This window comes from Chryseobacterium polytrichastri (assembly GCF_900142445.1).
Lineage (GTDB): Bacteria > Bacteroidota > Bacteroidia > Flavobacteriales > Weeksellaceae > Chryseobacterium > Chryseobacterium polytrichastri.
This window is the reverse complement of sequence record NZ_FRAV01000009.1, coordinates 97,507-112,614: the sequence shown is the minus strand read 5'-3', so window position 1 is coordinate 112,614 and position 15,108 is coordinate 97,507. Positions and strand designations below refer to the sequence as shown.

Sequence of the window (15,108 nt, the reverse complement as noted above, 5' to 3'; positions counted from 1 at the left end):
TTTTTAATGTTATTGATTAAGAGCAGAACGCTGAATGTCAACTTTTGCATTGGTAATAATGATCTCTCCGTTATTAGGTGCAATTCCTCCTGCTCCTAACTGGTAAGTTCCTCCAGCATCATGAGCAATTGAAGGAAGAAGGGTAATAGGAGTAGCTGAACTTGTTACAAAAGAAAAACTAAGATTTAGCGTATGGGTTTTATTACTGGCGATAGACTGTGCGTTTAAGCTGATTGTTTTTCCGTACTGTGTTCCACTTACAGGATCTATAAGTTTTATCAGATATTGGTGTAGGTGCAGAGCACTATTTGAAATGCCTGATGATGCACTTTCAAGATTGGTTCTTATATCCAGACATACATTCACCAGGTATCCACTGTCTCCCGGAAGAGTAATGACACCAGAAGTGTTATTATAAGAAGCTCCAATATCATTAGAAATAACTGTAAAGGCAGCATCGTTGAAATTTTTAAAAGTACCGTTTGCAGAACCACCCAAGACTGCATAGTCAGTAGGTCTCTGTAGAATCATATAACTTACCAGATTGTAAGAATCTGAAATCTGATTCCAGCGGTTGTCTTTCCATAAATAGAGGCCCGGACTGATGGTATTTCCTTTATTGTATACTAAGAGCCCATCTGCAGGGTTGCTTACAGGGCTTGTACTGCTCAATACATCTACAATGTCTACTCTCGGAAGAAGAACTCCTTTGTTGCTGGATTCTGAAACCTGTAAAACGGCAGAGCTGTTAATGGTAGTAGTACCTATAGCAACTTGCGCAAATATCATATGGGCTATTGATAAAAATAGCAGGATATAAATTCTTTTCATATTGTGATGTTTAAAGTTTAGAAATTTTAATATAAGATCCTGCAGGGATTACATTCACCAAATCATAAAATGTACTATTCTGCATTCTTCCCAATCTCAGTCTTAATCCTCCGATGATGTTGGAATTGGCATTAGGAGGTACACTATAGTAATAAGACCATGTAGCAAGGTGATTGGTATTAACCTTCGAAACAATAGGAACTTCTTTTCGGGAATTGATACCCGGAGTAAATACACTCGTCGTGTTATTAAAAGCATCACTGTAAAAATCTATAAAATATCCCATCAGATAATAAGTACTGCCTGTAAGAGGTGCTGTTCCTCCTTGTCCGGCAGGTATTTCCTGTGGAGAATTCAGGTTTAGGTTTACTTCTACGAGATAATTTCCCTGAGGAAGAATCAAAGAATAGCCTCCTGATAATGTATTTAATACCACTTTAAACCCCATAATATTTGAAACTCCGGAAATAGCTGGAGGATTTACTACTAAGAGAGAATTGGCTCCGGCCACAGCATTATCTAATATAGATAAAGAGCCTGTAAAATCTAGATAAGCTACTTTAGGGGTGTCTTCTGCATCAATCGTACTTTGCCACTGGTTTGTAGTGCTATTGAAAAAATGCAACGCATTATTATTAGTATTTGTACCTCCGTTGTATCCTATTAGTCCATTGGCAGGCGAGGCTACTGGGGTAGTTGTACTGCTGAGGTTGGTGATATTCAGGCTGGGAAATAGGAGTCCTTTATTACCACCGGAAACAGCAACAGTAGGAATGCTGGTATAACCGGTTCCTCCGTTATTAAGGGTAACTCCTGTAACTACACCTCCTGAAACAATGGCAGTTGCTCTGGCTTTTGTACCTCCGTTAACGATAGATCCTCCTCCATAGAAGTTTACTGTAGGAGCTGAAGTGTATCCGCTTCCACCATTTGTTATAGAGATACCCGTTACAGCACCTCCTGATATTGTTGCAGTAGCAGTAGCGGGTATTCCTTTAAAGTTTTCGATGTGTAAAATTGCACTGGGATCAGGAGTGGATGTATTAATCCCTACGCCTCCGCTTTGGGCTATTGCAGCCGTGGCAAAGAACATACTAATAAGGTTAATAGTTTTCATTTGTATTGATTTTTAACGAAATATTTTTAACAAAATGTTAATTTAATATGTATTAAATATTACATAAAAGTACATAAAAAAAATGTTAAATAGGTTTTATATTCATGTGTTAGTGTATTTGATGTTATTAATTTTATTATTAATTGCTGTTTTGATTATTTATTTTAATGTAAATTTTGTGTTTTATTAATATTTATTTACGGTGTAAATGATTACGGTTTAATTATTCTAAATAATAAACTTAATAAAACTTAAATGAACTTAAGTTTTACACTTAATATAAATCACTATATTGAGATTATTGGTTGCTTAAATTCATCATTCCAATCGGATAGAATAGATAATTTCCATCATATTTTTTGAATAATTAATATTTTAAATTTGTCAAAAAATTAACCTGTTAAAATCGTTAAAGCAGTCCTTTTTCTTAAAACTTTTCCCGAAATTTGATATAAAATTTACAATTATGTCACAATCGCTTACGAGCAGAACGCCGAAACCAAAATACGACGTTGTACTAATAGGTGGCGGAATTATGAGTGCCACTTTAGCTACATTATTACACGAGTTTGATCCCAATTTGGAGATCGCAATTTTTGAAAGGTTGGGCCGGTTTGCTAAAGAAAGTACTGCAGCTTGGAATAATGCAGGAACAGGTCACTCCGCTTTTTGTGAGCTTAATTATACGCCTGAAAAAGAAGATGGAACAATAGATATTTCCAAGGCAGAAAGCATTGCCGAACAGTTTGAGATCTCTAAACAGTTTTGGTCTTATTTATTAAACAAAGGATATATTCAGGAGCCAAAAGATTTTATTAATTCTTGTCCACACATGAGCTTGGTATTTGGTGAAAAAGATGCTGAATATTTAAGAAAGCGTCATGATAAAATGTCAGAATCTGTTCTGTTTCACGGAATGGAATTTTCTACAGATCATGCTAAACTAAAAGAATGGATTCCTTTGGTAATGAGTAAAAGAAACGAGTCTGAAATAATGGCTGCTACCAAAATGGATTTGGGAACAGATGTGAATTTTGGTTCTTTAACCAGAAAAATGGGAAGACACTTATTGGAAGATTCTAATGTAGAGGTGTTCTTATACCACGAAGTGAAAGACATCAACCCTAGAGAAAATGGAGAATGGGAGATGAAGGTGAAAGACAGAATTCATAATCACAGACAGGAAGTAGTTGCAGATTTTGTATTTATCGGAGCTGGAGGATATGCGCTTCCGTTATTGGATAGTTCAGACATTAAAGAAAGTGCAGGTTACGGAGGTTTCCCTGTTTCGGGAGAATGGTTGGTAACTCATAATCCGGAATTGGTAGAAAAGCATCAGGCAAAAGTATATACGCAAGCTACGGTAGATGCGCCACCAATGTCGGTTCCTCATTTGGATCTAAGAATTATTGATGGTAAAAAAGCATTGCTTTTTGGTCCGTTTGCAGGTTTCTCAACTAAATTCCTGAAAGAAGGAAGTTATCTTGATCTTCCTGAAAGTGTTAATACTAAAAATATCAGATCTTTATTCGGTGCTTGGTGGCACAATATTCCTTTAACAAAATATCTTATTCAGCAGGTTGCCATGACCAAGGCTCAGAGAATACAGCATTTAAGAGAATTTGTGAAAGATGCGAATGAAGCAGATTGGGAATTGAAAGTGGCCGGACAAAGAGTTCAGGTGATCAAAAAAGATGAAAAAGACGGAGGTAAGTTAGAATTCGGAACCGAGGTGGTTGTGAATAAAAGCGGAACCATTGCTTCTTTATTAGGAGCATCTCCTGGAGCATCCACCGCAGCATATGCGATGTTGAATGTTCTTGAAAAATGTTTCCCTGAAAAACTTCATGGAGAATGGAAAGAAAAATTATTAGAAATGATTCCATCGTATGGACAGAAGTTAGCCGGAAATCCTGAGCTTACCGAAAAAGTAAGAAATTATTCTAAAGAGAAATTAGAATTAGAATATTAAACATAAGTAATAAGCAATGGGCAATAAATGATTAATTTTGCGGTTAGTCATTACTTATTGCCCATTACTAATTATTCATCATAAAAAAATGCCAGATACACTTGTAAAACCGATTATTGCAAAAGAACTCCTTGAATCTCTCCAGACAAAAATAGAAGAAGAGAAGCAGGTGATTGTGCATTGTTGTTTTCCTGCATCTCCATTTTTAGGTAATTTGATCAGAATTTGGAACTCAACATATCTTTTTGATAATAATTCTGATCATAAAAGCAAACTGATTCACGCAGAAAATATTACTATATCTCCAAACTGGACAGTAGTTCCTTTTATGAAAGATTTTTGGTTTACCTTAATATTCTCAGGACTTCCGAGAGATTGCAGAAGTTTTGATTTGAGAGAAGTAATTCCCGAAGAAGGTGGATTTGTAGTAGAATCCATTAAAAGAAATTCTTTGGATGTATATCGTGTTAAAATTTCAGAATCTTACTGATGAAAATAAGGGATGAAAAATTGGAACAGATTATTCATTGGGCAAAAGAAAATCCTAATGTAAGAGCTGTTTTATTAACGAGTTCCTTAGTGAATCCTTACGCTCCTGTTGATGATTTAAGTGATCTTGATATTGAGTTGGTTTTTAATGATATGAAGTTGTATGAATCTGATAAAACTTGGATTAATACTTTCGGTAAACCCATTTCAATGATAGAAGAGAATGAAACTTTTTTCGATGGGAAACACGCTATGAAAATGGTTTTGTATGAAGATCACGTAAAAGTTGATTTCAAATTATATCAAAAATCCGAATTTTTAAAAGAAGTGCAAGCTGAAACTCTTCCTGAGGATTGGGATGTTGGCTATAAGGTTTTGTTGGATAAAGATGATTTAACCCAAGATATGAAACCTGCAACGTATCAATCTATCATGATTAAAAAACCGAGTGAACAAAGGTTTCAACAATTGATCAATGATTTTTGGTGGGATACAACCTACGTTGCAAAATGTCTTAAACGGAACGAAATTTTCTACGCAAAATTCATGTCTGAAAATGTGATCCGAACAGATTATTTGGTTCCTTTACTAGAATGGTATATCGCCAGCGAAAACAAATGGAATATCACCACCAATAAACACGGAAGGCTTTTCAAAAAATATCTATCTACTGAGTTATGGGAAAAAGTAGAAGCTACTTTTTCAGGAAGTGATATAGAACAAAACTGGATTGCTTTGTTTGCGTATGCAGATCTTGTTCATGAATTAGGAATTGATTTGGCTGCAAAAATTAACTTCACTTATCCAATAGAGTTAGAAAATAATATCAGGAAATATCTTGATGAGGTTAGATTTCAATCATAATTTAGGCAAACTCATTTTGCTTCATTAAGTTATCCATACAATATTCCGTAATTGCTGTAATGGTAACAAAAGGATTTACCCCAATGGTTCCCGGAATCAATGAACCGTCTAAAACAAAGAGATTGTCATGATTTTTTAATTTCCCAAATGCATTGGTAGCTTCTCCCAAGACACAACCACCTAATGGATGATAACAAATGTTAGCTCCAAAACCATTATTAAACAAAAGATGGGCTCGTGTTCCGCCATTGGCTTTATTCATCTTTTTAATGAAATAGTCGGCGTTTTCTCTCATCTTTTTTGTGTTGCTTTCATCCCAGTCTATCGTAAGTTGGTTGTTGCTATAAGAAACAGAACCTTTTTTATCTACTCTGTTGATCTGTAAATAAAGAGCAGTGGCAACATCCATTCCCATAGGTAAAGGGGCAATTTCTGCAAAAAAAGGATGGTCGGGATCGTCCCAGTTATCAACACCGCCAACAGGAATGGTAGATTGTTTAGCTCCCGTTCCGCCGGATAAAGGTTTTACCCAATTTCTTCCAGTCATAAAGTTTCCGTTGTTTCCCCAGTTTTTGCCGATGCTTTCGTTAATAGGGAAATTATTTACTGCATTAGAATGAAGCAATAGCTTTAAGGTTCCCATAGTTCCCGCTGCAAGAATCAGTTTTTTACAATGAAATACTTTATCAGCAACGGTTTTTCCTGCGGTATCAATTTGTTGAACATTTAGCGTATACGTTTTATCGTCATTAAGTTTAATAGTATCTACACTATGAAGATCCAGAATTTCAAGATTTCCTGTATCTAAAGCTTTTTTAAGATAGGTTTTGTCGAGACTGTTTTTTCCGTGATTATTTCCATAAATGACTTCTGTGTTGAAGGCAGATCGTGGAACTTCATTTTTGTATTCCTTTTCCATATAATCAAAATCATACACATTCGGAACTCTCATTGTTTTAAAACCTGCTTTATGAGCTTCACCTTCACCTACTCTCGTAAATTTATAGAACGGACAATCCTGTAAAAACTGTTCATCAATTACATTTACTTTAAGCTCTTTTCTGGCGAGAGGAAAATAGAAGCTATAAAATTTTTGAGCATCAAGATCAGGGAAAATTTCTTTGAAATAACTTTCTTTTGGAGTTACCGCCATACCGCCATTAACCAGCGAACCACCGCCAACACCTCTTCCTATCCAAATATTGATATGTTCAAAATCAAGCCTGTCTAGCACGCCTGTAAAAGGTTTTAATGAAAAAATATTAAGGAAGGGAGCAATCGATTTTGTTTTTAACCAAGCCGAGCTTTGTCCGGGTTTTAATAAGTTTGAATAGGGTAGATTTGATTTCCCCCAATTAAGTCCCATTTCCAGCATAATTACTTTTTTGCCGGCCTCACATAAACGCAATGCAGAAACAGCACCTCCGTATCCTGAACCAATAATAATGATGGGCACGTCGATCTCTTTTTGATCTCGGAGCTGAGGTTGCATAGCCTGAAGCAAGTTTGACTGTAAAAAATAAAATCCTCCAATGGCCAGAGCGCTGGATTTTAAAAATTCTTTCCTATTCATGCTGTTTGTTTTCCAAAAAGCATGCTAGGAAATCAGAATGTTTTCCTAATTTGTTAGAAAGGTTTAATAAATATTCGGTTTCTTGTTGAATATTTACTTTTGTTAAAATTAAATTGCCATTTTTTTAGTTTAATTTTAACTTCTATAAAAAGGAAAATTCATAGTTTTAAACTTTAAAAAAGATAATGAAGAAATATATTATACTCTTCCTGATGTTACCCTTCTTAGTATTTTCTCAAAAGATGGTTTCTAAGGAAGTTATGGAAGTCAAGAAATTTCAGGAGGAACTGAATGCAGAATATCGTAATGTTAAGGAAACACCTTTACGTGGAGATAATTTTACCAATTTTAAAGGGCATCCTTTCTTTCCATTTGATTTAAAATATAGAGTAACTGCCAATTTTACCAAAACAAAGGATGCAAAACCTTTTGATCTTCCAACTTCTTCAGGAAAAACAAAATCGTATAAAGAATATGGAAAAGCAACTTTTACACTGGATGGAAAGCCATATACTTTAACGTTGTATCAAAGTTTAGATTTAATGAAACAAAAGAAATACAAAGATTATCTTTTCTTGCCTTTCCGAGATCTAACTAACGAGAAAGAGACGTACGGCGGTGGAAAATATATGGATCTAACGATTCCAAAAGGAAATACCATTGTTCTCGATTTTAATAAATCATACCAGCCGTTTTGTGCTTATAATGCTTATGATTATAACTGTCCGATTGTTCCTGAAGAAAACAAACTTCCGGTGGAAATTCGTGCTGGGGTAATGTATGAAGATATTTATCATCATTAAAATTAGATATGATCAATTTACATTTTTTCAAACGGGAAGATCTTTCTGAAGTAAGTTATACATTAGATGAGATGCAGTTAAGGTATACATCCACCGCAGAATTTGCGCTTAATAGAATAAAAGAACGGAATACCAATTTAGAATTTCCCATAACTATTTTTGAGAATGAAAAAGCGGCAGGTTTCTTCACATTAGATTTCGGAGAAGATAAACTTGACCTTACGGATAATCCAAATTCCACGTTGTTGAGATCATTATCAATCAATCCAAAATTACAAGGTAAAGGAATTGGAAAAGCTTCAATGATTCAGATTGATGATTTTGTAAGAGAAAATTTCAAAAACTGTGACGAAATCGTATTAGCCGTGAACGAAAACAATACTTCTGCGTACGACCTTTATATCAAAGTAGGATATCAATTTGATGGTAAAACAAGAATTGGGAGAAGTGGTCCGCAGCGTTTGATGTACAAAAAAATTTAAGAAAACTTTAAATTTAAATATTCAGTTGTCTTGATTCTTTCCATTAACTTTGAGTAACATCAAATAATAAAACATGGAAATATCACTTCGTAATCAAGTAGCAGTCGTTACCGGAGCTTCAAGCGGAATAGGAACAGGAATAGCAAAATCCTTGGCTTCGGCAGGAGCCACCATCATTGTCAATCACTCTTCAGAAAGATCTGCAGACGAGGCCAAAGCCGTTTTACAAGAAATTACCGATGCAGGAGGAAAAGGAATTACCTATCAATGTGATGTTTCTAAAGAAGATCAGGTGGTAAAAATGTTTCAGGATGTAGTTTCAGAATTCGGAACGGTTGATATTTTAGTGAACAATGCTGGTATTCAGAAAGATTCAAAATTCACAGAAATGACGCTTGATCAGTGGAACGCTGTAATTGGGGTCAACTTAACAGGTCAGTTTTTGTGTGCAAGAGAAGCGATCAAAGAATTTCTTCGCCGTGGAATTGATCCTACACGTTCTATCGCTTGCGGAAAAATTATTCATATCAGTTCGGTGCACGAGATTATTCCTTGGGCGGGGCATGCCAATTATGCTTCGAGTAAAGGCGCGATCAGAATGTTGATGCAGACGCTTGCTCAGGAATACGGGGCAAATAAAATCCGTGTCAATTCTATTTGTCCGGGTGCTATTCAAACTCCGATCAATAAAGATGCATGGAGCACTCCGGAAGCCTTAAATTCTTTACTAAATTTAATTCCATACAACAGAATTGGGCAACCACAGGATATCGGAAACCTGGCTGCTTTTTTAGCGAGTGACCTTGCAGATTATATCACCGGAACCAGCGTTTTTGTAGATGGTGGAATGACCACTTTTGAAAGTTTTTCTACAGGAGGATAATTTTAGGGTGCGCATTTCCGGCTTTCACTACTCGCTTTTTTGTGCCGATACATTTTCCGATGCTTACAAAAAGAGCTCAGACAGGCCGTTCAATCCGGGGCGCATGGTAGCCAAAGTAGAAACAATTGTCTTTTGAATGTAAATGATGAATCAACTGCGTTTGCTAATTAAAAAATCATGATCCAGTTTGTCATTCCGGAGGAATCTAAACATAGTAATTAAAAGCTCAGTTGAGATTCCTACGGAATGACAAACTCTGTAGAAAAGTGTATGATAAAGGTTTATACATTCAAACCTTATAGGTTTCCAAAACCTATAAGGTTTTTTCTCTCAATTATCAGTTTTTAGATATTTATAAAAATATGAAAGAAAAAGAAAGATTATCCGATGTTATGTGGAAAAAATGGGGCTCTTATGTAAGCAACAGAGAGTGGGGGCTGGTTCGTGAAGATTACAGTGCAGATGGCGACGCATGGAATTACACAACCCATAATACTGCCGAAGCAAAAGCATACCGATGGGGTGAAGAAGGAATTTGCGGAATCTGTGATGATATGCAGAAGCTCGTTTTTTCTGTAGGATTTTGGAATAAGAAAGATAAAATGGTGAAAGAACGTTTCTTTGGCCTAACAAATGGCGAAGGAAATCACGGAGAAGATGTGAAAGAATATTTTTATTATCTGGATGCTACGCCAACGCATTCTTACATGAAGATGTTGTATAAATATCCTCAGAATGCTTTTCCCTACGAAGATTTGTTACAAACAAATGCAGCAAGAAGCAAAGAAGAAACGGAATACGAATTAATCGACACCGGGATTTTTGACCAAAATGAATACTTCGATATTTTTATAGAATATGCTAAAGAAAGCGAGAACGATATTTTAGTTAGGCTTACGGTTGTTAATAAGGCCGACAAAGAGTTTCCTTTACTTATTCTTCCAACGATTTGGTTCAGAAATACATGGAATTGGGGATATGATAATTATAAACCTCAACTAAGTTCACAGGAATCAACTTCTATTAAAGTTAATCATAAAGACTTGGAAATTAAAAATATGTATGCAAAACAGTCGTTAAAAACATTGTTTTGTGATAATGAAACCAATAATGAAAAGCTTTATCAATCTTCAAATAATTCAGACTATTGTAAAGATGGCATCAATGATTTTGTAGTCAATGGAAATTCAGAAGCAATCAATCCAAAAAATATTGGAACCAAAGCTTCTTTTTTAATTGATGAAAACTTCAAAGCAAAAGAAACCAAAACCTTTGAATTTAGACTTTCAGATAAAGAGTTGAAACAGCCTTTTGAAGATTTTGATGAGGTTTTTAATCTAAGGAAAAAAGAGGCCGACGAATTTTATGCAGATATTCAGGAAGGAATAAAAACTGAGGATGAAAAGTTAGTTCAAAGGCAGGCTTTTGCAGGAATGCTTTGGAATAAAATGTTTTACCATTACAACGTTGAAAAATGGTTAAAAGGAGATCCTGCGGAAATGAAACCTCCAAAATCCCGCGCTAAAATTAGAAATTATGAATGGCAACACCTCAATAATGAGCATATTATTTCCATGCCCGATAAATGGGAATATCCTTGGTATGCCACTTGGGATCTCGCATTTCACACCATAAGTTTTTCGTTGATTGATCCTGATTTTGCCAAACAACAGTTAAAGCTGTTCCTTTTTGAATGGTACATGCATCCAAACGGACAACTTCCTGCGTATGAATGGAATTTCAGTGATGTTAATCCTCCCGTTCATGCCTGGGCGGTTTTCAGAGTTTTTAAAATTGACGAATATTTTAAGAATAAACCCGATCTGGAATTTCTGGAAAGTGCTTTTCAAAAACTGTTGATGAATTTCACTTGGTGGGTAAATAAGAAAGACCACAATGGAAATAATATTTTCGAGGGAGGATTTTTAGGACTTGATAATATTGGAGTTTTTGATCGTAATACGCCACTTCCAAACGGTGAACAGCTTGAACAGTCTGACGGAACGAGTTGGATGGCTATGTTTGCTTTAAATATGATGAGAATAGCGTTGGAATTGGCTCAATACAACAATGTATATGAGGAAATGGCAATGAAGTTTTTTGAACATTTCCTTTCTATTGCCAATTCTCTCGATAATATGGGAGATGAATGTTTTAGCCTTTGGGACGAACAGGATGAGTTTTTCTACGATGCGATTTCTTCCAGTGACGGGAATCATATGTATTTGCGAATGAGAACGATTGTTGGTTTGATACCGATGTTTGCTGTTGAGGTGATTGATGATGAAATGATTGAAAATTTGCCGAATTTCAAGAAAAGAATGGAATGGGTTCTTGAAAATAAACCTGAATTGGCATCTCTGGTTTCCCGTTGGGAAGTTAAGGGGCAGGATTCTAAACATTTACTTTCACTTTTGAGAGGGCATCGTTTGAAAAGGTTGTTGAGCAGAATGCTTGATCCTAATCAGTTTTTAAGTGAGTATGGAGTTCGTGCGTTGTCAAAAGAATATGAACATAATCCATACGAATTGAATTTAAATGGGATAGATTATTCTGTAAAATATACTCCAGCAGAAAGTGATAGCGGACTTTTTGGAGGTAACAGCAACTGGCGCGGTCCGATTTGGTTTCCAATTAATTTTTTAATTATTGAAAGTCTTCAACGGTTTTTCTTTTACTACAGTCCGGATTTTATGGTTGAATATCCTACTGGAAGTGGGAATTATTTGAATTTAGATCAGATTGCAGATGCTTTAAGCAAAAGGCTATCCAAGATATTTTTAAAAGATGAAAATGGGAATCGACCGGCTAACGGGCAATATCCAAGATTTCAGACTGATCCAGATTTTAAAGATTACATTTTATTTTATGAATATTTTCATGGAGATAATGGCCGTGGAGTAGGAGCTTCCCATCAAACGGGCTGGACGGGCTTAATTGCAAAAATTCTTCAGCCAAGATTTACCAAAAAAGAAATTGCAGAATCCGAAACGGAAATGCCGGAGGAAGCGAAATAAATAAACCATTAAGATTTATTTAGAAATTAAGTTTAATTAAGGTAAAATCATTTCAATTTAATTCTTGAACGAAAGTTAATCTTAATATTCTTAACAAGTTAAACGAATCTTAATGGTTAAAAATTTAGTTTATTTCCTCTTAAAAATCATTCAAATATTTGTTGAATAATTTCTAATGAATTAGGTGTTTTAAAATCTGTAATATGATAATGATAATAGACTAAAAGGCTATCCAAAAAGTCTTTTCTTAATGATGAATGAACTTTTATCTGATACGGATTCTCCGATGAAATAATACTTTTCCATATCAATGAAACGTCCTCTGTGAAAAGCTGATGCATGGAGGTAAAAGAAAAAGTTCCTGTTTCGGGGTCTAAATATTTTCCTTCATCGATTAGAGGCGCAACCCCCTGAATCTTTAAAATTTTAATTAAAAATATCAAATGAGACTGATAATTCCGTTGTGTTAATTCATCCATAAATTCGTCAATACAGAAGAAAATAGCAGGATTTTTATTTTCATTTCTTAACACCTGATTGAGAAAATCTGAAATGAAAAATATAACAGTATTGGCTTTAATATCAGTGTAGATATCATTGTTCTTAATCAGTTCAAATTTAGAAACCGACTGAATGCCATTGCCTCTGGCTATATTAACAGAAAAGTTAAGCTGGTTTAAAGGCAGAAGCAAAGCTTTCTTTTTATTTCTTTTGGTATAAACACCTTTTAAGAAATAGGTCTGAAAGCCTTCATCTTCGGTAAAACAATACAAAACAGCATCATTTTCGCCATATTTTATAAATGAAAGTAGAAATCCGGTTTGAGAATTCATTAATTAACGACGGCTATTTTTGCAGTAGCTTTATCAGAACCATCTTCGTTGGTCATGAGTACAAAATAAATCCCAGAAGCGACTCTTGCACCTTTCATGTTGTTAAGATCCCATTCATAATAACCACCTCTGGCAACAGCAGAATGAACTACATTCCCTGCAACATCTGCAATTCTGATATTTGTTTTTTCGGCTAACCCTTTTATCGTAACTTTTCCCTTAAAGTTTGAATAGACCACAGGATTTGGATATACCAATACGTTACCAAAACCTGATGTGACATCTGCTACATCACTTTGATAAGTGACAATTCCGTCAAGAGTAACGAAGTAGACCTTTCCGGTTTTGTTATCAACTTTAATATCCGTAACACTATTTGTGGGTAGTGGAGAATTTTCTTTGGTAAAACGCTTTATTACCTGTTCACCGTTAGCTGATAGATAATATATACCACCACCATCTACAGAAACCCATTTATGGTTTCCTCCATCTACTTCAATTTGTAAAATAGTATTATCTCTAAACAGTTCTTCTGCAATACCATTTTGTTCTATTACAATAGCCTCAGTCTGCGGAGATGTTTCAGTAATCGCAGATTTTGGATTAGAAAGAATTCTTAATCCTCCTCTAGTACCAATCCAGACATTATCATCTTTGTCTATAGCAGCGGATACTGTACCACTAGCGGGTAAATTATTACTTTTATTAATAAGTTTTATGGGGGTAGATGTAGAGGTGGGATTATTACCATATTGTTTCATGATAAGTCCTCCTGGATCAAAAAAGGGACTGGGGATATAAATAATCCCATCTTTTACAAGAGGTTTTTGAACATTTCCAGCTGCTATGATAGGAACAATGGTAAAATCATCTGTCCCTTTGTTATAAAAATAGTAACCGGTATTTGAAACCTGATTTTCTATAACACCTACAGATACAAATAACTGGTTGTTTTCATCAAAAACTAAGCCTCCTGGACGGTTATAATTGTTATTAGAATCATTATTTTTATATACTTTTTTGAAGGTATTATTTTCCATTTTGTAAATACCTTTTTCGTTTGGACGTAGAGAATAGTTTACAAAAAAGACTTCACTTGGATTTGATGGATTAGGAGCAACATCTAGTATGTTGAAAACAATAGGATTGTTAATAAAATAATCTGGATAATTCCATTTTCCACCATCAAAATGATAATAACCTAGGTTTCTGTAACTTGGTGCATTGTAACTTTCTAAACTTCCTGAAGAAACCCATATTTGATCATTCAATAACGAAATTTTATATGAAGTATTTTTGTAAGGGCCATCTGGTTTAAAGGTATTGTTGGCATTATTTTTTATGCCTGATAGTATGGTTCCCCCATATACATTTCCACCAACGGTCGTGGCTGTATTACATTCTTCACCAAAGCTTGAAGCACTCCCAGCAGTTCCGTTTGTATTAAAAACATATACTCTTGCTTGATCTGTCACAATGATATTATTTGCATTTACAACAATATCATGAACATTGGTAAATGTTTGACCTATAGGAGTGGAGACCCCACTATTATAGATGTAAGAAGTAGTAGGAGATGAAAATGTAAGTACGGATTCTGAATCAATATGTGTGAAATTCCCAGGCATTTCTGTTGCCCAAGTTGTAAACACTGGGAAAGTGGTATTCAGTTCATGAGTTTTTAATCCATTATTAGTTACGGAATACACTTTGTTACCAAATATCACAGCTTCATTACTGGCCTGATAAACTCCTCCATTCAAAAAGAATGCAGAATCTTTAAATTCTTTTTTCTTTAAATCGAAAATAGAAACACCATAGCCTACAGAAACAACCGCCTGATCTCCAGTTATAGAAATATGATTAATCTTTTTAGATCCACTATATCCTGTTGCAATAGGAATATCTACTACATAGGTTACTCCATCTGGTGTGACAACATCTAAAGATCCATTTTGGTATCCTATAAGTCCTATTTTAGTTTGCGGATTATAATCGAAAGCTGTTATTTTTATCTCATGTAAGCCGTTTGCTTTAGACAGCTTGGTAATTTCTCCGGTGGAAATTGTATAGTAGAAAAGTCCGTTTTCTGCGGCTGCAACTATTTTTCCATTATCTTCTTTCATGGCTATAACGTTGTTATAGGAAAATAAATCCGACCATTTTTTTGAAGAAATAGTTTGAGCATTTACCAATTGTAGGGATGCTAAAATACCAAGAGAAATTATAGAGAGTTTTTTCATG

Annotated in this window: 12 protein-coding genes; 7 read left to right on the top strand and 5 right to left on the bottom strand. The window is 34.9% G+C overall.

From position 1 onward, the window contains the following. Nucleotides 1–9: 9 nt before the first annotated feature. Nucleotides 10–831, bottom strand: a complete 822-nt coding sequence (locus tag BUB80_RS07735) for a hypothetical protein (protein WP_139262606.1) — start codon at nucleotides 829–831, stop codon at nucleotides 10–12. Nucleotides 832–841: 10 nt separating this feature from the next. Beyond that, on the bottom strand, nucleotides 842–1,948 hold the full coding sequence (locus BUB80_RS07730; protein ID WP_073292363.1) for a hypothetical protein: 1,107 nt from the start codon (nucleotides 1,946–1,948) through the stop codon (nucleotides 842–844). 466 nt (nucleotides 1,949–2,414) lie between these two features. Between BUB80_RS07730 and mqo the strand changes: the two genes are divergently transcribed. The 3 genes from mqo to BUB80_RS07715 all read left to right on the top strand — a co-directional run bounded on the left by mqo (nucleotide 2,415) and on the right by BUB80_RS07715 (nucleotide 5,273). Further along, on the top strand, nucleotides 2,415–3,920 hold the full coding sequence (gene mqo, locus BUB80_RS07725; protein WP_073292362.1) for a malate dehydrogenase (quinone): 1,506 nt from the start codon (nucleotides 2,415–2,417) through the stop codon (nucleotides 3,918–3,920). An 88-nt stretch (nucleotides 3,921–4,008) separates the two neighbouring features. Then, nucleotides 4,009–4,410: a hypothetical protein gene (locus BUB80_RS07720; protein ID WP_073292361.1), complete on the top strand. Its 402-nt coding sequence runs from the start codon at nucleotides 4,009–4,011 to the stop codon at nucleotides 4,408–4,410. Continuing rightward, a complete protein-coding gene (locus tag BUB80_RS07715) occupies nucleotides 4,410–5,273 on the top strand; it encodes an AadS family aminoglycoside 6-adenylyltransferase (RefSeq protein ID WP_073292360.1) in 864 nt (287 codons plus the stop codon). Before BUB80_RS07720 ends, BUB80_RS07715 begins: the two co-directional genes overlap by 1 nt. A gap of 1 nt (nucleotide 5,274) precedes the next feature. Here BUB80_RS07715 and BUB80_RS07710 read toward each other — a convergent pair whose 3' ends face one another. After that, nucleotides 5,275–6,846 carry a GMC family oxidoreductase N-terminal domain-containing protein gene (locus tag BUB80_RS07710; protein ID WP_073292359.1) on the bottom strand — a complete coding sequence of 524 codons (1,572 nt, stop codon included), beginning with the start codon at nucleotides 6,844–6,846 and terminating at the stop codon, nucleotides 5,275–5,277. A 185-nt stretch (nucleotides 6,847–7,031) separates the two neighbouring features. Between BUB80_RS07710 and BUB80_RS07705 the strand changes: the two genes are divergently transcribed. The 4 genes from BUB80_RS07705 (at nucleotide 7,032) to BUB80_RS07690 (ending at nucleotide 12,031) form a co-directional block, all read left to right on the top strand. Continuing rightward, on the top strand, nucleotides 7,032–7,649 hold the full coding sequence (locus BUB80_RS07705; protein ID WP_073292358.1) for a DUF1684 domain-containing protein: 618 nt from the start codon (nucleotides 7,032–7,034) through the stop codon (nucleotides 7,647–7,649). 8 nt (nucleotides 7,650–7,657) lie between these two features. Continuing rightward, entirely contained in the window at nucleotides 7,658–8,131 is a 474-nt protein-coding gene (locus BUB80_RS07700) for a GNAT family N-acetyltransferase (protein WP_073292357.1), read from the top strand. 73 nt (nucleotides 8,132–8,204) lie between these two features. Then, nucleotides 8,205–9,014, top strand: coding sequence for a glucose 1-dehydrogenase (locus tag BUB80_RS07695; protein ID WP_073292356.1), 810 nt, complete (start codon nucleotides 8,205–8,207; stop codon nucleotides 9,012–9,014). Nucleotides 9,015–9,376: 362 nt separating this feature from the next. Then, on the top strand, nucleotides 9,377–12,031 hold the full coding sequence (locus tag BUB80_RS07690; RefSeq protein WP_073292355.1) for an MGH1-like glycoside hydrolase domain-containing protein: 2,655 nt from the start codon (nucleotides 9,377–9,379) through the stop codon (nucleotides 12,029–12,031). Between the two features lie 146 nt (nucleotides 12,032–12,177). Here BUB80_RS07690 and recO read toward each other — a convergent pair whose 3' ends face one another. Both recO and porZ read right to left on the bottom strand, forming a co-directional pair. Next, nucleotides 12,178–12,864, bottom strand: a complete 687-nt coding sequence (gene recO, locus BUB80_RS07685; RefSeq protein WP_073292354.1) for a DNA repair protein RecO — start codon at nucleotides 12,862–12,864, stop codon at nucleotides 12,178–12,180. Then, complete coding sequence (porZ, locus tag BUB80_RS07680) at nucleotides 12,864–15,107, bottom strand: type IX secretion system anionic LPS delivery protein PorZ (protein ID WP_073292353.1); 2,244 nt, start codon at nucleotides 15,105–15,107, stop codon at nucleotides 12,864–12,866. Before porZ ends, recO begins: the two co-directional genes overlap by 1 nt. Nucleotide 15,108: the final 1 nt, after the last annotated feature.